14 protein-coding genes are annotated in these 17,386 nt (G+C 69.3%); 10 read left to right on the top strand and 4 right to left on the bottom strand.

From position 1 onward, the window contains the following. Positions 1–4: 4 nt before the first annotated feature. Positions 5–1,663: an NAD+ synthase gene (locus tag NHN26_RS07390; RefSeq protein ID WP_253088859.1), complete on the bottom strand. Its 1,659-nt coding sequence runs from the start codon at positions 1,661–1,663 to the stop codon at positions 5–7. A 177-nt stretch (positions 1,664–1,840) separates the two neighbouring features. On the opposite strand from NHN26_RS07390, the gene NHN26_RS07395 reads away from it, so the two are divergent. The 3 genes from NHN26_RS07395 (at position 1,841) to NHN26_RS07405 (ending at position 5,501) form a co-directional block, all read left to right on the top strand. Then, positions 1,841–3,232 carry an MORN repeat-containing protein gene (locus NHN26_RS07395; RefSeq protein WP_253088962.1) on the top strand — a complete coding sequence of 464 codons (1,392 nt, stop codon included), beginning with the start codon at positions 1,841–1,843 and terminating at the stop codon, positions 3,230–3,232. Positions 3,233–3,493: 261 nt separating this feature from the next. Continuing rightward, the gene (locus tag NHN26_RS07400; RefSeq protein WP_253088860.1) at positions 3,494–3,967 is read left to right on the top strand and encodes an NUDIX hydrolase; all 474 of its coding nucleotides are present in this window, start codon (positions 3,494–3,496) and stop codon (positions 3,965–3,967) included. Positions 3,968–4,019: 52 nt separating this feature from the next. Further along, complete coding sequence (locus tag NHN26_RS07405) at positions 4,020–5,501, top strand: inorganic phosphate transporter (protein WP_253088861.1); 1,482 nt, start codon at positions 4,020–4,022, stop codon at positions 5,499–5,501. Between the two features lie 5 nt (positions 5,502–5,506). Here the strand turns inward: NHN26_RS07405 and NHN26_RS07410 are convergent, their stop codons facing one another. Together NHN26_RS07410 and NHN26_RS07415 are read right to left on the bottom strand one after the other, a co-directional pair. Beyond that, the gene (locus NHN26_RS07410) at positions 5,507–7,036 is read right to left on the bottom strand and encodes a cryptochrome/photolyase family protein (RefSeq protein WP_354595925.1); all 1,530 of its coding nucleotides are present in this window, start codon (positions 7,034–7,036) and stop codon (positions 5,507–5,509) included. Beyond that, a complete protein-coding gene (locus NHN26_RS07415) occupies positions 7,030–7,695 on the bottom strand; it encodes an SDR family NAD(P)-dependent oxidoreductase (RefSeq protein ID WP_253088863.1) in 666 nt (221 codons plus the stop codon). Before NHN26_RS07415 ends, NHN26_RS07410 begins: the two co-directional genes overlap by 7 nt. A 254-nt stretch (positions 7,696–7,949) precedes the next feature. On the opposite strand from NHN26_RS07415, the gene NHN26_RS07420 reads away from it, so the two are divergent. From NHN26_RS07420 to NHN26_RS07450, 7 genes are all read left to right on the top strand, one after another. Continuing rightward, a complete protein-coding gene (locus NHN26_RS07420) occupies positions 7,950–9,509 on the top strand; it encodes a 2-isopropylmalate synthase (RefSeq protein ID WP_253088864.1) in 1,560 nt (519 codons plus the stop codon). A gap of 251 nt (positions 9,510–9,760) precedes the next feature. Then, positions 9,761–10,798: a rod shape-determining protein gene (locus tag NHN26_RS07425; protein ID WP_253088865.1), complete on the top strand. Its 1,038-nt coding sequence runs from the start codon at positions 9,761–9,763 to the stop codon at positions 10,796–10,798. Between the two features lie 35 nt (positions 10,799–10,833). Continuing rightward, the gene (gene mreC, locus NHN26_RS07430; RefSeq protein WP_253088866.1) at positions 10,834–11,751 is read left to right on the top strand and encodes a rod shape-determining protein MreC; all 918 of its coding nucleotides are present in this window, start codon (positions 10,834–10,836) and stop codon (positions 11,749–11,751) included. Next, positions 11,744–12,283: a rod shape-determining protein MreD gene (locus NHN26_RS07435; protein ID WP_253088867.1), complete on the top strand. Its 540-nt coding sequence runs from the start codon at positions 11,744–11,746 to the stop codon at positions 12,281–12,283. Before mreC ends, NHN26_RS07435 begins: the two co-directional genes overlap by 8 nt. Further along, complete coding sequence (gene mrdA, locus NHN26_RS07440) at positions 12,280–14,226, top strand: penicillin-binding protein 2 (RefSeq protein WP_253088868.1); 1,947 nt, start codon at positions 12,280–12,282, stop codon at positions 14,224–14,226. The genes NHN26_RS07435 and mrdA overlap by 4 nt, the downstream gene beginning before the upstream one ends. Then, positions 14,223–15,368, top strand: coding sequence for a rod shape-determining protein RodA (gene rodA / locus NHN26_RS07445; RefSeq protein ID WP_253088869.1), 1,146 nt, complete (start codon positions 14,223–14,225; stop codon positions 15,366–15,368). Before mrdA ends, rodA begins: the two co-directional genes overlap by 4 nt. Further along, a complete protein-coding gene (locus NHN26_RS07450) occupies positions 15,368–16,300 on the top strand; it encodes a 2-hydroxyacid dehydrogenase (protein WP_253088870.1) in 933 nt (310 codons plus the stop codon). Before rodA ends, NHN26_RS07450 begins: the two co-directional genes overlap by 1 nt. Positions 16,301–16,431: 131 nt before the next feature. On the opposite strand, the gene NHN26_RS07455 is transcribed toward NHN26_RS07450, so the two are convergent. Then, entirely contained in the window at positions 16,432–17,205 is a 774-nt protein-coding gene (locus NHN26_RS07455) for an SseB family protein (protein WP_253088871.1), read from the bottom strand. Between the last annotated feature and the right edge of the window lie 181 nt (positions 17,206–17,386).

The following is a 17,386-nucleotide window of genomic DNA, read 5'->3' on the forward strand; positions in this document are numbered from 1 at the left end:
CGCGTCAGGACGGGTCGCGCCAGCGGTTGACGATGGGATAGCGGCGGTCCAGCCAGAACGCGCGCGGCGTCAGGCGCGCACCGGGGGCGGACTGGAACCGCTTGTATTCGCTGAGACGGATCAGCCGCTCGACCTTTTGCACGATGTCGCGGTCGAAGCCTTCGGCGACCAGATCGGCAATGGCGCAATCGCGGTCGATCAGCCCCTCGAGGATCGCATCGAGCACCGGATAGGGCGGCAGGCTGTCCTCGTCCTTCTGGCCCTCGCGCAGCTCGGCGCTGGGCGGCTTGTCGATCACGCGCGGCGGGATGACCTCGCCCGCCGGTCCCTGCATCCAGTCGCGGTGATTGGCGTTGCGCCAGCGGCAGGTTTCGAAGACGCGCGTCTTGTAGAGATCCTTGATCGGGTTGTAGCCGCCCGCCATGTCGCCATAGATCGTGGCATAGCCGACCGCCACCTCGGACTTGTTGCCGGTGGTCAGCAGCATTTCGCCGAACTTGTTCGACAGCGCCATCAGGATCAGCCCGCGCAGGCGGGACTGGATGTTTTCCTCGGTGATGTCGGGTTCGGTGCCCGCGAACAGCGGCGCCAGCGCCCGGGTCACGGCGGCGCGCGGGCCGTCGATCGGCACCTCGTCCAGCGGGCAGCCCAGCGCGCGGGCCACGGCGGCAGCATCCTCCAGCGAGGCGGGGGAGGTGTATTCCGAGGGCAGCATCACGCAGCGCACATTCGCCGGACCGATGGCATCGGCGGCAATCGCGGCGACCAGCGCGGAATCGATGCCGCCCGACAGGCCCAGCAGGACGCGCGCGAAACCGCTCTTGCGCAGGTAATCGCGCAGCGCCTCGACCATCACGCGGTAATCCTGTTCCCAGTCGTCGGGATGAACCGCGCGCGCCCCGTTTTCGGCCCGCCAGCCCCGCGCGGTGCGGGTGAAATCGACATGGATCAGGGCCTCGTCGAAGACGGGGGCCTGCATGGCCAGTTCCCCGCCCGGGTTCAGCACGAAGGAGCCGCCGTCGAACACCTGGTCGTCCTGCCCGCCGACAAGGTTCAGATAGGCCAGCGGCAGCCCGGTCTCGACCACGCGGGCGACCATGTGCGACAGCCGCAGATCGGCCTTGCCCCGGTGATAGGGCGAGCCGTTGGGCACCAGCAGGATTTCGGCCCCCGTCTCGGCCAGCGCCTCGGCCACATCCTCGAACCAGGCATCCTCGCAGATCGGCGTGCCGATGCGGACCGGGCCGACCGTGTAGGGACCGTTGATCGGGCCGCTGTCATAGACGCGTTTCTCGTCGAACACGCCGTCATTGGGCAGGTGATGCTTGAAGATCCGCGCGGTGACCGCGCCGTTCTGGCAGATGTAATAGGCATTGTAGAGATGCCCATGCGCGGCAAAGGGCGCCCCGATTCCCAGCGCGGGGCCCTGCGCGCAATCGCGGGCCAGCGCGTCCACATGGGCCATGGCATCGGCGGTGAAGGCAGGTTTCAGCACCAGGTCCTGCACCTGGTAGCCGGTCAGGAACATCTCGGGCAGCGCGACCATGTCGGCGCCCGCGCGGCGGCCCTGTTCCCAGGCGGCGCGGGCCCTGGCGGCGTTCTCGGCCAGCGCCCCGGTGGTGGGGTTCAGCTGGGCCAGTGTCAGGCGAAAGCTCTCGGCCATGGGCATTCCCTCGATGCACGCCCGTGACTTAGCAGACTGACGCGCAAGTGAAAGCCGACATCTGGCGAAAACCGTTGTAAGCCCCGCCCCGCTCAATTACGGTTTGCGCGCTTTCACAGGATCGGGGCAGAGGGGGCTTTGGTGCGCAAGGCTGGCAAGGCACTGGCACGTCTGGCGATGGCGGGCGTCATTCTGGGCGCGGGCGCGGCTCTCGCCCAGGAGGGCGGCGATGTCGTCACCCGGCAATATGACGATGGCGGCATCTACGAGGGCACCTTTCGCGACGGCAAGCAGCATGGGCGCGGCACCTACCGGCTGCCGAACGGCTATGAATATACCGGCGAATGGATCGACGGCCGGATCGAGGGCGAAGGCATCGCCCGGCTGGTCAACGGCTCGGTCTACGAGGGCCAGTTCCTCGACGGCAAGCCGCATGGGCTGGGCCGGATCACCTTTGCCGATGGCGGCACCTACGAGGGCGAGTGGGAAGACGGCAAGATCACCGGCACCGGGGTCGCAATCTATGCCAATTCCGTGCGCTACGAGGGCGAGTTCCGCAATGCCGTCCACCATGGCGTGGGCCGGATGGAAAGCCCGAACGGCTATGTCTATGACGGCACCTGGGTCAATGGCGCCAAGGAGGGCAAGGGCCGCATCACCTATCCCGGCGGCCGGGTCTACGAAGGCGAGATGAAGGGCAACCAGCGCGAGGGCAAGGGAACCCTGACCACGCCCGAGGGGCTGGTCTATTCCGGCGCCTGGAAAGAGGGCGAGATGAACGGGCTGGGCATGCTGACCCAGCCCAATGGCGACATCTACGAGGGGCTCTTCGTCAATGGCGAACGGCACGGCACCGGCAAGGTCACCTATGCCAATGGCGACGTCTACGAGGGCGAGTACCGCGCCGACAAGCGCCACGGCAAGGGCCTGTTCCGCGGCGCGGACGGCTATCTCTACGAGGGCGACTGGGTCGCGGGCCGGATCGAGGGCCAGGGCCGGCTGACCTATCCCGACGGTTCGGTCTACGAGGGCGCCTTCCGCGAGGATCTGCCCGAGGGCAGCGGCAAGGTCACCTATGCCGACGGCGCCACCTATGAGGGCGCGTGGAAGGCCGGCGTGATCGAGGGCCAGGGCCGCGCCACCTTCCCCAACGGTCTGGTCTACGAAGGCGCGTTCAGGGACGCCGCCTATCACGGCCAGGGCAGGATGACCCATGACGACGGCTATGCCTATGAGGGGCAATGGCAGAACGGGCTGCGCCATGGCGAGGGCACGGCCAGCTATGCCGATGGCTCGGTCTATTCCGGCGGCTTCCTGCGCGGCCAGCGCGAGGGCCAGGGCACGATCACCATGCCCGACGGGTTCAGCTATTCCGGCGGCTGGAAGGACGGCAAGTTCCACGGCCAGGGTGTCGCCACCTATGCCAATGGCGATGTCTATGAAGGCACCTTCGCGATGGGCAAGTACGAGGGCGAGGGCGTGATGCGCTATGCCGATGGCGAGACCCGCTCGGGCACCTGGCGCAACGGCGTGCTGACCACCGGCCCCGGCGCCGCCGCCACGGACTGACCGCCACGGCCTGACCACCCTGGACTGGCCGTCCTGGACTGGCCGTCCTGGACTGGCCGGCACGGGCTGCACGGGGCACCCGCCCTGCCCTTCTTCTTGGTCGAAATACCCCGGGGGGTGCGGGGGGCAGCGCCCCCCCCCGGGTCGCCCCGGCGTCAGCCGGGGCGAAACGTCTCGCTTCCCGGCCGCGTCCCGGGATCGGCTTGCCCCGCCCGCCGGATCGGTGCTATCGCGACGGATCGGTGCACTGCGCGGGCGAGCATGCTGAAACAGGTCTGGACCAACCTTGTGCTGCCGCTTCTGGGGCGCCCCTCGCGCTTTCAGGTGGCGGCGCTGTGCCATCGCCGCGCCCCGGCGGGCGATGCGCCCGAGATCCTCATGATCACCTCGCGCGATACCGGCCGGTGGATCCTGCCCAAGGGCTGGCCGAAGGCCGGGCATGGCGCCGCGGACATGGCCGCCCAGGAGGCCTGGGAAGAGGCCGGGGTCCGGGCCGGCCTTGTCCGCCCCGATCCGGTCGGGCGCTATCGCTACACCAAGCGGCTCAAGGGCGGGGTGCCGGTCGCCACCGATGTCGAGGTCTTCGCCGTCGAGGTCGCGGCGCTGGACGACATCTTTCCCGAAAGCGCCGAGCGCCGCCGCCGCTGGATGAGCCCGGCCGAGGCCGCCGACGCGGTCGAGGAACCCGAACTCAAGGCGCTTCTGGGCAGCCTCTCCGCCGGTTTCCCAGCCTGAACCGCCCGGCCCGCCGCGCCCGCGCAGACTTTCCCGAAAGGCCCCGCCAGAGATGTCCGATACCAGCAAGCCCGATCAGTGGCGCACGCTCGACAAGGATCTGAACCGGCTCTCGCGGGTGGAATATGCCACGATGCATGTCTCGCGCCCGCTGGTGGGCGTGGGCGTGTCGCTGGCCTTCATCCTGCTGGCCGCGCTGGCGGCGATGGTCATCATCGGCCAGACCCCCGGCATGCTGTTCGTGGTCGCCGCGGCGGGGTTCGGGGCCTATATGGCGCTGAATATCGGCGCCAATGACGTGGCCAACAACATGGGCCCGGCGGTCGGTGCGAACGCGCTGTCGATGGCGGGCGCCATCGCGATCGCGGCGATCTGCGAAACCGCGGGGGCGCTGATCGCGGGCGGCGACGTGGTCTCGACGATTTCCAAGGGCATTGTCGATCCCGAAAGGGTGGCGGATACGCAGGTCTTCACCTGGGCGATGATGTCGGCGCTGCTGGCCGCGGCGATCTGGGTGAACATCGCCACCTGGCTGGGCGCGCCGGTCTCGACCACCCATTCGGTGGTCGGCGGCGTTCTGGGGGCGGGGGTGGCGGCGGCGGGGCTGACGGCCGTGAAATGGCCCATGATGGGCGCGATCGCGGCCAGTTGGGTGATCTCGCCGCTGATGGGGGGCGTGATCGCGGCCATGATCCTGGCCTTCATCAAGTGGCGCATCATCTATGTCGAGGACAAGATCGCCGCCGCGCGGGTCTGGGTGCCGGTGCTGATCGGGCTGATGGCAGGGGCCTTCGCGACCTATCTGGTGCTCAAGGGCCTGTCGCGGGTGGTCAGCATCGGGATGGGCCATGCGCTGGTCATCGGGCTTGCCGTGGGTCTGGTCTGTCATCTTCTGGCGATCCCGGCGATCCGGCGCCAGGCGCGCGGGATGGAGAACCGCAACAAGTCGCTGAAGACGCTGTTCGCCTTTCCGCTGGTGGTCTCGGCGGCGTTGTTGTCCTTTGCCCATGGCGCCAATGACGTGGCCAATGCGGTGGGGCCGCTGGCGGCGATCGTGCATGCCCAGCAGGAGGGGGCGGTTTCCGGTCAGGTGTCGATCCCGGTCTGGGTGATGGTGATCGGGGCCTTCGGCATCTCGTTCGGGCTGGTGCTGTTCGGCCCCAAGCTGATCCGGCTGGTCGGCAGCCAGATCACCAAGCTGAACCCGATGCGGGCCTATTGCGTGGCGCTGTCGGCGGCGGTGACGGTGATCGTGGCGTCCTGGCTGGGCCTGCCGGTCAGTTCCACCCATATCGCGGTGGGGGCCGTGTTCGGCGTGGGATTCTTCCGCGAATGGCATGCCGAGCGCCGGGTGCGGGCGATCACGCAGGCCCGCCCGCCCGCGAAACGCCTGCCCGAGGCGGAACGGCGGCGCCGCAAGCTGGTGCGCCGGTCGCATTTCATGACGGTGGTCGCCGCCTGGGTCGTGACCGTGCCCGCTGCCGCGCTGCTGTCGGGGCTGTTCTTCCTGGCGCTGAGCGCGCTGCTGGGCTGAGCGGGTCAGACCGTCCCGCCCGCATCCAGCCGGTCGAGCAGGCCCTGCGCCTCGGCCAGGATCGTGGCGCGGCGGTCGGGGGGCATCCTGTCCCAATTGCGGTAGATCGGCCCCATCCGGGGATTCGCGGCGAAGCGGTCGCGGTGGCGGTCGAGGAAATGCCAGTAGAGCAGGTTGAACGGGCAGGCCCCCTTCCCCGTCTTCTGACGGACATCATAATGGCAGGACCGGCAATAATCCGACATCCGGTCGATATAGGCCCCGGACGAGACATAGGGCTTGGACGCGACGATGCCGCCATCGGCGAACTGGCTCATGCCGATGGTATTGGGCGCCTCGACCCATTCATGGGCGTCGGCATAGACCGCCAGATACCATTCATGCAGCGCGCCCGGGTCGATGCCTGCCAGCAGCGCGAAATTGCCGGTCAGCATCAGCCGCTGGATATGGTGGGCATAGGCCTCGTCCCGGGTCTGGGCGATGGCCTGGGCGATGCAATTCATCTGCGTCCCGGCGCCCCAATAGAGCGCGGGCAGCGGGCGGGTGTGGGTCAGGGCGTTGCGGCCGGGATAGTCGGGGCCTTCGCGGAAATAGATGCCGCGGATGAATTCGCGCCAGCCGAGGATCTGGCGGATGAAGCCCTCGACCGCGTTCAGGGGCGCCCGGCCCGCGCGGTATTCGGCCTCGGCCCGGCGGCAGATGTCCAGCGGGTCCAGCAGCCCGGCATTCAGATAGGGCGAGAGGAAGGCGTGGTTCAGGAAGCGGTCGCCCGTCAGCATCGCGTCCTGCGTGTCGCCGAAGCCCGGCAGGGCGGTTGTCAGGAAATGCGCAAGGGCGGCCTCGGCCTGGTCGGCATCGGTGGCGAACCAGAACGGGCGCAATTGGCCGAAACTGTCGGGGAAGCGGGTTTCGACAAGCCTCAGCACATCCTGCACGATGTCGTCGGGGTCGAAGCGCAGCGGGCCCTGGCGGAACAGGTCGGGGGCGGCGGGCTTGCGGTTCTCGGCATCGTAGTTCCACTTGCCGCCCGCGGGGGCGTCGCCCTCCATCAGGAGGCCGGTCTTGCGGCGCATCTCGCGGTAGAAATATTCCATCCGGAGCGATTTGCGCCCCGCGGCCCAGGCATCGAATTCGGCATGGCTGGCGATGAAGCGGTCATCGGGCAGTTGGCGCAGCGTCAGCGGCAGGTCGGCCAGCGCCGCGATCAGCCGCCAGTCGCCGGGTTCGGTGGCCAGCACCTGATGCGCGCCTTCGGCGGCGGCGCGGCGCAAAAGCTCGCCCGGGATCGACTGGGTGTTGTCGGGATCGTCGAGCCGGGAATAGGCGACGCGCCAGCCTGCGGCGGCCAGCCGGGCGGCGAATTTGCGCATGGCGGCGAAGGTGAAGGCGAGTTTCTTGGGGTGGTGGCGGACATGGGACGCCTCGGCCATGACTTCGGCCATCACGACAAGATCGCGCGTCCTGTCCGCCGCCCGCAGCGCCGAAAGGCCGGGCGACAACTGGTCGCCCAGCACAAGGACAAGGCGGGTCACCACGGCACGCGCGCGCCGGACCAGTCGAAGAACCCGCCCGTGGCGTCGGTATCGAGGCGCTCGATCACCGCCAGAAGGTTCGCCGCCGCCTGGTCGGGGGGCACGGTCGGGTGGCGGGCGGCATGCGCGGCGGTGAAGGGCGTGGCGACGGTGCCGGGATGAAGCGCTGCGCAGATCGCCCGGGGATGGGTGCGGGCAAGCTCGATTGCCGCGCTGTGCAGCCCCTGGTTCAGCGCGGCCTTGGCCATGCGATAGGCATACCAGCCGCCCAGCCGGTTGTCGCCGATGGACCCGACCCGGGCCGACAGCGCGGCAAAGACCGCGCGGCGGTCGCGCGGCATCAGTCGGACAGCATGTTTCAGCACCAGAAGCGGGCCTGCGGCATTGACGGCGAATTGATGGGCCAGCGCCTCGGGCGTCAATGCCCTCAGCGCCTTTTCGGGGGGCTGGCCCGCGCCGTTCAGCACGCCGGTGGCGACAAGGATCAGGTCGAACGGGCCATCCAGCGCGCCGAGGCAGCGGGCGATGCTGGCCTCGTCGGTGACGTCCAGCGCGTGTTCGCGCCGCGACAGGGCCGTGACCCTTGCGCCCCGGTCGGCAAGCGCCGCGCAGAGGGCGGCGCCGATCCCGCCCGATGCGCCTATGACAAGGGCCCGTTCCATCGCGGCCAAGCTAGGGCGGCCCCGCGCGGGCGCAAGGCCCGGCGATTCCGCTTTCCTTTGGCGTTTGCATGCCTATACTGCGCGCCATGGAACATCAGGCCCATATCCCTGCCGCCGCCCGCGCCCTGCGCGCGCTGCCGCTTGGCCTGCTGCTGCTTAGCCGCCTCTGAGCGTGCCGTCCCGGCGCGACCGCTCAGAGGATCCCGTTCCGCGCCAAGACCCTTCCGGCTAAGACCAACACGAGAGTTCTCACCATGACCGACCAGACCGAACAGGACCGCGTCCTGATCTTCGACACGACCTTGCGCGATGGCGAGCAAAGCCCCGGCGCGACCATGACCCATGACGAGAAGCTGGAAATCGCCGCCATGCTTGACGAGATGGGCGTCGACATCATCGAGGCGGGGTTTCCCATCGCCTCGGAGGGCGATTTCGAGGCGGTGCGCGACATCGCGAAACAGGCGAAATCGGCGGTGATCTGCGGGCTGGCACGCGCCAATTTCGCCGATATCGACCGCGCCTGGGAAGCGGTGAGCCATGCGAAACGGCCGCGCATCCATACCTTCATCGGCACCTCGCCCCTGCATCGCGACATCACCAAGCTGACGCAGGACGAGATGGTGGAGAAGATCGCCGCGACCGTGACCCATGCCCGCAACCTGTGCGACAATGTCCAATGGTCGCCGATGGATGCGACGCGGACCGAACGCGATTACCTGTGCCGGGTGGTCGAGACCGCGATCAAATGCGGCGCCACGACGATCAACATCCCCGACACGGTGGGCTATACGGCGCCGCGCGAAAGTGCGGACCTGATCGCGATGCTGCTGGAGCGGGTGCCCGGCGCCGATCAGGTGATCTTTGCCACCCATTGCCACAACGATCTGGGCATGGCGACGGCGAATGCGCTGGCCGCGGTCGAGGCGGGCGCGCGGCAGATCGAATGCACGATCAACGGGCTGGGCGAACGCGCGGGCAATACCGCGCTGGAAGAGGTCGTCATGGCGCTGAAGGTCCGGAATGACATCATGCCGTTCCGCACGGGCATCGACACGCGGCGGATCATGGCGATCTCGCGCAAGGTCGCGACCGTGTCGGGGTTCCCGGTGCAATACAACAAGGCCATCGTCGGCAAGAACGCCTTTGCCCATGAATCGGGCATCCATCAGGATGGCGTGCTGAAGAATGCCGAGACCTTCGAGATCATGCGCCCCGAGGATATCGGGCTGAACGCCACCAACCTGGTGATGGGCAAGCATTCCGGCCGGGCGGCGCTGCGCGCGAAGCTGAAGGAACTGGGCTTCGATCTGGGCGACAACCAGCTGAACGACGTCTTCGTGCGGTTCAAGGCGCTCGCCGACCGCAAGAAGGAGGTCTATGACGACGACCTGATCGCGCTGATGCGCGACAGCGAGGCGGACCTGGACCATGACCGGGTGCAGGTGAAATTCCTGCGGGTGATCTGCGGCACCGAGGCGCCGCAATCGGCCGACCTGATCCTGTCGATCGACGGGGCGGAACAGCGGGTGACGGCGCAGGGCGACGGGCCGGTGGATGCCACCTTTGCCGCCGTCAAGGCGCTGGTGCCGCATCACGCGCATCTGGAGCTTTACCAGGTGCATGCGGTCACCGGCGGCACCGATGCGCAGGCCACCGTCAGCGTGCGCCTGCAGGAGGATGGCCATATCGCGACCGGGCAGGCATCCGATACCGACACCGTGGTGGCCAGCGCCAAGGCCTATGTGAACGCCCTGAATCGGTTGGCGGTGCGGCGCGAAAAGACCCGGCCGGACGAGGCGAAAGCGGCGGTCTGAGTCGCGACGGTTGGTCCCGGGGCGGGGTGCCTGCCCTGCCCCGGGGACGCAAATGTTGGAAAAGTGAAATCCGAAGCCTGGGATTCCCGACCTCTGACCGGGTCGATTGTTCGAATAGTGAAAGCGGCGAAATTGCGCCGTCGGGGCCATGAATGCGCCCTTTACCGGCGCTGCGGCAAAAGCCTATAAGGTGCACGGCCCGCCGGACGGAATCGCGGGCCGTTTTCCTCATTCATCGGGTGGCCCGGCACATGGTAGGTTTTGGCGGTCTGTTCTCGTCGGATATGGCGATCGACCTCGGCACGGCGAACACGCTCGTCTATGTCAAGGGCCGCGGCATCATCCTGAACGAGCCTTCGGTGGTGGCGTTCCACGTCAAGGACGGGCGCAAGCAGGTGCTGGCCGTCGGCGAGGATGCCAAGCTGATGCTGGGCCGCACGCCCGGCAGCATCGAGGCGATCCGGCCGATGCGCGAGGGCGTGATCGCGGATTTCGACGTGGCCGAGGAGATGATCAAGTTCTTCATCCGCAAGGTCCACAAGCGCACCACCTTCACCAAGCCCAAGATCATCGTCTGCGTGCCGCATGGCGCGACGCCGGTGGAGAAGCGCGCGATCCGGCAATCGGTGCTGTCGGCGGGTGCGCGGCGCGCGGGGCTGATCGCGGAGCCCATCGCGGCGGCCATCGGGGCGGGCATGCCGATCACCGACCCCACGGGGTCGATGGTGGTCGATATCGGCGGCGGCACGACCGAGGTGGCGGTCCTCTCGCTGGGCGACATCGTCTATGCGCGCTCGGTGCGGGTGGGCGGCGACCGGATGGATGACGGGATCATCAACTACCTGCGGCGCCAGCAGAACATCCTGATCGGCGAGGCCACCGCGGAACGGATCAAGACCTCGATCGGGTCGGCGCGGATGCCCGATGACGGGCGCGGCGCGTCGATGCATATCCGCGGCCGCGACCTGCTGAACGGGGTGCCGAAGGAGATCGAGATCAACCAGGCGCAGATCGCCGAGGCGCTGTCCGAGCCGGTGCAGCAGATCTGCGAGGCGGTGATGACCGCGCTGGAGGCGACGCCCCCCGATCTGGCCGCCGATATCGTGGATCGCGGCGTGATGCTGACGGGCGGCGGCGCGCTGCTGGGCGAGCTGGACCTGGCGCTGCGCGAGCAGACCGGGCTGGCGATTTCGGTGGCCGACGAGTCACTGAATTGTGTCGCGCTGGGGACCGGCAAGGCGCTGGAATATGAAAAACAGCTTCGGCATGTGATAGATTACGAAAGCTGAACCGGACGGCCGCGCGCGCCGCAAGCGAGGCAGACTTGGCCGCAGACCGCAATTCCGAACTGGACTATGCCCGCCCGATCCGGCGCATCCTGATCGGGGGGCTGGTCTTTGTCCTGCTGGCGGTGTTCGTGCTGTGGCGGGTGGACAGCCCGCGCGTGGAACGGTTCCGCGCCGCCCTGGTGGATGCGGTGGTACCGAGCTTCGACTGGGCGCTGGTGCCGGTCACGCGCACCGCGCGGCTGATCGAGGGGTTCCAGTCCTATGCCCGGCTTGCCGAGCAGAATCAGGAACTTCGCCGCGAGTTGCGCCAGATGATGGCCTGGAAGGAAGCCGCGCTGCAGCTTGAGCAGGAGAATGCCAAGCTGCTGGATCTGAACAAGGTTCGGCTGGATCCGCGGCTGACCCATGTGACCGGCGTGGTGCTGGCGGATTCGGGCTCGCCCTTCCGGCAGTCGGTGCTGCTGAACGTGGGGGCGCGGGACGGCATCCTGGACGGCTGGGCAACGACCGACGGGCTGGGGCTGGTGGGGCGGATCGCGGGGGTGGGCAAGACCACCTCGCGGGTCATCCTGCTGACCGATTCGAACAGCCGAATCCCGGTGACGATCCAGCCCTCGGGCCAGCGCGCGGTGCTGGCGGGCGACAATTCGGCCGCGCCGCTGCTGGATTTCCTCGAGGATCCGGCGCAGGTGCGGCCCGGCGACCGGGTCGTGTCCTCGGGCGATGGCGGGGTGTTCCCGGCGGGCCTGCTGGTCGGGCATGTGGCGCTGGGGCGCGACCAGCGGCTGCGGGCGCGGCTGGCGGCGGAATATGACCGGCTGGAATTCCTGCGCGTGCTGCGCAGCCATGCGGGCGAGGTGATCCGCGATGCCGGGGGGCTGGTGGTGCCCGCGCCGATCGGCCCGGCCCCTGCCCCGATCCCCGCCGCCGCGCAGGAGGCGGGCGATGGTTGATCCGCTGACGCTGGACCGCTGGCTGCACCGGCTGATCTTCGGGGCGGTGGCCGGGGTCGTGGTCTTCGTGCAGATCCTGCCGCTGGAGACGCGGGCCGACATCCTGCCCGGGCCGGAATGGATGCTGTGCCTGACCTTCGCCTGGTTGCAGCGCCGGCCCGACTACCTGCCGCCCTGGCTGATCGCCTGCGTGTTCCTGATGCTGGACATGCTGCTGATGCGCCCGCCGGGGCTGTTCACGGCGCTGGCGCTGATGGGCGCGGAGTTCCTGCGCGCGCGCCAGCAGGTTTCGGTCGAGACGCCGTTCGGGCCGGAATGGCTGTTGACCGGGGGCACGATAGGCGGCGTGTTCCTGGCCTACGCGTTGGTGCTGGCGCTGTTCGGGGTGCCCGAGGTGCAGTTCGGGCTGCTGGCGGTGCAGGCGGTGCTGACGGTGCTGGCCTATCCGCTGGTGGCGCTGGCGGCGCGCTACCTGTTCATGGTGCGCCGCGTGACGCCGGGCGAGCTGGATCCGCGGGGGCTCAGGCGATGAAACGCTCGTCCAGGGATACCGAGGAAAGCAGTCGGCGCATCGGGCGGCGCGCGCTGGTCTTTGGCGGCGCGCAGGCGGTGCTGGTGACGGCGCTGGCGCTGCGGATGCGGCATCTGCAGGTCACCGAGGCCGACACCTACCGGATGCTGGCCGAGGAGAACCGGATCAATATCCGCCTGATCCCGCCGATCCGCGGGATGATCTATGACCGCGCGGGCCATGTCGTCGCCGAGAACGAGCAGAATTATCGCATCGTGCTGGTGCGCGAGGATGCGGGCGATATCGACGAGACGCTGGAGCGGCTGATCCGGCTGGTGCCGCTGGACGAGGAGACGATCGAGCGGGCGCGGCGCGAGATCCTGCGCCACAGCCCGTTCGTGCCGGTCACGGTGGCCGACCGGCTGCATTGGGACGATGTGGCGCTGGTGGCGGTGAACGCCCCGGCCCTGCCGGGGATCAGCCCCGAGGTGGGGCTGTCGCGGCATTACCCGCTGGGCCCCGATTTCGCGCATCTGGTGGGCTATGTCGGGCCGGTCTCGGAATCCGACCTGGCGCAGCTGGACTCGCCCGACCCGCTGTTGCGGATCCCGCGTTTCCAGATCGGCAAGACCGGGATCGAGGCGAAACACGAGGACCGGCTGCGCGGCAAGGCGGGCACGCGGCGGATCGAGGTGAACGCGGCGGGCCGGGTGATCCGCGAACTGGACCGGATCGAGGGCCAGCCGGGCAGCGACCTGCAACTGACCGTGGATGCGGGCTTGCAGAACTTTGCCCAGGCGCGGCTGGGCGAGGAAAGCGCGGCGGTCGTGGTCATGGATGTCGAGCGCGGCGACCTGCTGGCGCTGGCCTCGGCGCCGAGCTTCGATCCGAACCTGTTCGTGCGCGGGATCTCGGTTGCCGATTACCGCATGCTGACCGACACCCCCTATCGGCCGCTGTCGAACAAGCCGGTGCAGGGCGCCTATCCGCCGGGCTCGACCTTCAAGATGATCACCGCGCTGGCCGCGCTGGAGGATGGCGTGATCCGGCCCGAGGACACCGTCTGGTGCCCGGGCCACCTGACGCTGGGCAGCCGCCGGTTCCATTGCTGGAAGCGGGGCGGGCATGGCCATGTGAACCTGGTCGAAAGCATCGAGCAATCCTGCGACGTCTATTACTACGAGATCGGCCAGCGCGTCGGCATCGACAAGATCGCCGCGATGGCGCGCAGGTTCGGGCTGGGCGAGGCGTTCGACCTGCCGCTGTCGGCAGTGGGCGAGGGGCTGGTCCCCGACCGGGCGTGGAAACGCGCGCGCCGGAACGAGGAATGGCGGATCGGCGACACGCTGAACGCCTCGATCGGGCAGGGCTATGTGCTGTCCACGCCGCTGCAACTGGCGGTGATGAGCGCGCGGATCGCGACCGGGCGGGCGGTGGTGCCGCGGCTGGTCAAGTCGATCGACGGGGTCGAGCAGCCCTCGGGCGCGGGCGAGCCGCTGGAGGTGAACCCGGCCAATCTGGCGCGGATCCGCCGCTCGATGGATGCGGTCGTGAACAACCGCCGCGGCACCGCCTATGGCAGCCGCGTGGTCACCGCCGAGATGGCGATGGCGGGCAAGACCGGCACCAGCCAGGTGCGCAACATCACCGCCGCCGAGCGCGCGGCGGGCGTGTTCCGCAACGAGGATCTGCCCTGGGAGCGGCGCGACCATGCGCTGTTCGTGGCCTATGCGCCGGTCGAGGCGCCGAGGATCGCGGTCTCGGTCGTGGTCGAGCATGGCGGCGGCGGGTCGGTCGCGGCGGCCCCCATCGCGCGCGACATCATCCTGCGCGCGCTGCATGGCGATGTGCCGCCGCTCTCGGCCTATCCCGACCGGCAGCGCTGGCAGATCGAGGACCGGTTGCGCGGCCTGCGCCTGCGCGATCCGGGCAGCGGCCCCTCTGGCGGGCGCGGGCGCGCATGAGCTATCTGGAATATACCGTCAAGCGGGTGCCCACCGGGCCGAGCAAGGTGCTTTACCTGAACTGGGCGCTGGTGCTGCTGCTGTGCGCGGTGGCCTCGGTCGGGTTCCTGATGCTGTATTCGGTGGCGGGCGGCAATCTGGACCGCTGGGCCGAGCCGCAGATGAAGCGCTTCGCGCTGGGGCTGGCGGCGATGTTCGCGGTGGCCTTCGTGCCGATCTGGTTCTGGCGCAACATGGCGGCGCTGGCCTACGGGCTGTCGGTGCTGCTGCTGGTGGCGGTCGAGTTCTTCGGCGAGGTCGGCATGGGCGCGCAGCGCTGGATCGACCTCGGGTTCATCCGGCTGCAACCCTCGGAGGTGATGAAGATCACGCTGGTGATGATGCTGGCGGCCTATTACGACTGGCTGGACATCAACAAGGTCTCGCGGCCGCTGTTCGTGCTGATGCCCGCGGCGCTGATCCTGACCCCCACCGCGCTGGTGCTGAAACAGCCCGATCTGGGCACCGCGATCCTGCTGCTGGCGGGCGGCGGGATCGTGATGTTCCTGGCCGGGGTGCATTGGCTTTACTTCGCGGTGATCGCGGGGGCGGGCGTGGGCGCGGTGGCCGCGGTGCTGTCGAGCCGCGGGACCGAGTGGCAATTGCTGAAGGATTACCAGTTCCGCCGGATCGACACCTTCCTCGATCCCGCGAGCGACCCGCTGGGCGCGGGCTATCACATCACCCAGTCCAAGATCGCGCTGGGCTCGGGCGGCTGGTCGGGGCGCGGCTTCATGCAGGGCACGCAGTCGCGGCTGAACTTCCTGCCCGAGAAACATACCGATTTCATCTTCACCACGCTGGCCGAGGAATTCGGCCTGCTGGGGGGCGTTTCGCTGCTGGCGCTTTACGTGCTGATCCTGGTCTTCTGCATCAGCGCGGCGCTGAAGAACAAGGACCGCTTCTCGTCGCTGCTGACGCTGGGGATCGGGGCGACCTTCTTCCTGTATTTCGCGGTGAACATGTCGATGGTGATGGGGCTGATGCCGGTGGTGGGGGTGCCCCTGCCGATGGTGTCCTACGGGGGGTCGGCGATGCTGGTGCTGATGGTGGGCTTCGGGCTGGTGCAGAGCGCGTATATCCATCGCCCGCGGGGGCGCTGATGCCGCTGGTCCTGTTTTCCGCCCGCGACGGGCTGTGGGAGGCCTATCGCGCGCCGCTGGCCCGCGCGCTGGAGGAGGTGGGGGTGGCGGCGCGGATCGTCACCGGAACCGATGCGCCCGGCGCGGTGGATTACATCGTCTACGCCCCGAATGACGGCTTGCGCGATTTCGCGCCCTTCACCCGCTGCCGCGCGGTCCTGAGCCTGTGGGCCGGGGTCGAGCGGATCGTGACCGATCCGACGCTGACCCAACCCCTGTGCCGGATGGTCGATCCGGGGCTGGAGGAGGGCATGGTGGAATGGGTGACGGGGCAGGTGCTGCGCCATCACCTGGGGCTGGACCGGCATCTGCTGCGCCGCGCGCCGGTCTGGGACCCGGTCGTGCCGCCGCTGGCGCGCGAAAGGCGGGTGGCGGTTCTGGGGCTGGGCGCGCTGGGGCGCGCCTGCGCGCTGGCGCTGGCGGGGTTGCGGTTCGAGGTGGCGGGCTGGAGCCGGACGCCGCGCGAGATCGGGGGGATCGCCTGCCATCACGGCGCGGCGGAGCTGCGCGCGGTGCTGGAGCGCGCGGACATCGTGGTGCTGCTCTTGCCGCTGACGGCGCAGACCGAAAACCTGATGGATGCGGAGCGGCTGGGCTGGCTGCCGCCCGGCGCGGTGCTGATCAATCCGGGGCGCGGGGCGCTGGTGGAGGATGCCGCGCTGCTTGCGGCGCTGGATGCGGGGCGGCTGGGCCATGCGACGCTGGACGTGTTCCGCACCGAGCCGCTGCCTGCGGGGCATCCGTTCTGGACCCATCCCAGGGTGACGGTGAGCCCGCATGTCGCGGCCGAGACGCGGCCCGAAACTGCCGCCCGCGTGATCGCCGAGAATATCCGGCGCGGCGAGGCGGGCGAGCCGTTCCTGCACCTGGTGGACCGCGCGCGGGGCTATTGACGGGGCGGGCGGTGGCGGTGCGCTCCCGCCCCCGGGCCGCGCGGGGCATGCGCCCCGCTTGCCCGGGGTTGGGGGTGGCGCGGCCTTGCGGCCGCGTGCCTCCGGCGGGGATATTTCCGGCCAGAAGAAGATCAGCGCAGGCGCGGGGGGGCGTCGGGATCGGCCTGCCTGGGTGGCGGGGAAGGCGGGGGGGCAAGGTCGATGCGCAGGCCGATCCGGGCGAGGCGGGCGGCGTCGGGATGGTCGGCGGCGAGGAAGGCGATGTCGAGTTCTGCCTCGTCGAGGCCACAGAAGCGCAGCGCCTCGGCGGCGGCGCGGGCGAGCGCGGTTTCGGCGCCGGGGCGGGGGTCGAGGAAGGCGAGCACGAGGCCATGGCCGCCATCCTCCTGGCGCAGCCCGGCGAGGCAGGCGCAGGCGGCAAGGCCGGTGGCCGTGGCGAGGCAGCGATCAAGCGCGGCGATGAGCGGGGCGGGCAGGTCGGGCGGCGGGGTCGGCGTTCCGGCCGCGAGCATGCGCGGTTCGGGCGCGGAGCCGAGCATCCCGGCCCACCAGTCGATCGCGTCGGGGGGCAGCAATTCGCCGTCTTCGGTGCCGAGATTGATGCCGAGGCCAAGCCCCTGCCCGGCCAGAAGCTCCGCCAGCGCCCGGCCCGGCAGCGCGGCATAGGGGGCGGGTTCGGCGGTGAAATCGGTCAGCCGCGTCGCGCGGTCGAAGGCGAGGACGACGGGGCCCGTATCCAGCCGGAAGACGCGGGGGGCGAGGCGGTCCCCGGCCGGTTCGCGGTCGAGCAGCAGGTAAAGCTCGCTTGCGGAAAGCGCGCCATACCAGCGCAGCCGGGGGGAGGGATCCTCGGGCGCGGCGGCCATGGCGCGATGGGCGAGATCGAGGGCGGTGGGGTCGGTCATGCGGGCAGGCTCCGGGGTCGGGGGGCGGGAGGGCTGGCCCCTGCCCTGTCCGCGCTCGGCATGGGGTCGTCCTGGGGGTCATCTGCCGGGCGGCAATGGCGTGCTTCTACGCCGCTGCGCGGCGATGGTCCAGCGGACCGGGCGGCCGGCCGGGGGGACGATCACGCGACGCTCGCCGGTC

This window comes from Rhodovulum tesquicola, assembly GCF_024128855.1.
Lineage (GTDB): Bacteria > Pseudomonadota > Alphaproteobacteria > Rhodobacterales > Rhodobacteraceae > Rhodovulum > Rhodovulum tesquicola.

Coding starts and splice junctions, on each gene's coding strand:
- NHN26_RS07390 (WP_253088859.1), bottom strand. CDS start 1,663: ATGGCCGAGAGCTTTCGCCTGACACTGGCCCAGCTGAACCCCACCACC.
- NHN26_RS07395 (WP_253088962.1), top strand. CDS start 1,841: ATGGCGGGCGTCATTCTGGGCGCGGGCGCGGCTCTCGCCCAGGAGGGC.
- NHN26_RS07400 (WP_253088860.1), top strand. CDS start 3,494: ATGCTGAAACAGGTCTGGACCAACCTTGTGCTGCCGCTTCTGGGGCGC.
- NHN26_RS07405 (WP_253088861.1), top strand. CDS start 4,020: ATGTCCGATACCAGCAAGCCCGATCAGTGGCGCACGCTCGACAAGGAT.
- NHN26_RS07415 (WP_253088863.1), bottom strand. CDS start 7,695: ATGGAACGGGCCCTTGTCATAGGCGCATCGGGCGGGATCGGCGCCGCC.
- NHN26_RS07420 (WP_253088864.1), top strand. CDS start 7,950: ATGACCGACCAGACCGAACAGGACCGCGTCCTGATCTTCGACACGACC.
- NHN26_RS07425 (WP_253088865.1), top strand. CDS start 9,761: ATGGTAGGTTTTGGCGGTCTGTTCTCGTCGGATATGGCGATCGACCTC.
- NHN26_RS07435 (WP_253088867.1), top strand. CDS start 11,744: ATGGTTGATCCGCTGACGCTGGACCGCTGGCTGCACCGGCTGATCTTC.
- mrdA (WP_253088868.1), top strand. CDS start 12,280: ATGAAACGCTCGTCCAGGGATACCGAGGAAAGCAGTCGGCGCATCGGG.
- rodA (WP_253088869.1), top strand. CDS start 14,223: ATGAGCTATCTGGAATATACCGTCAAGCGGGTGCCCACCGGGCCGAGC.
- NHN26_RS07450 (WP_253088870.1), top strand. CDS start 15,368: ATGCCGCTGGTCCTGTTTTCCGCCCGCGACGGGCTGTGGGAGGCCTAT.
- NHN26_RS07455 (WP_253088871.1), bottom strand. CDS start 17,205: ATGACCGACCCCACCGCCCTCGATCTCGCCCATCGCGCCATGGCCGCC.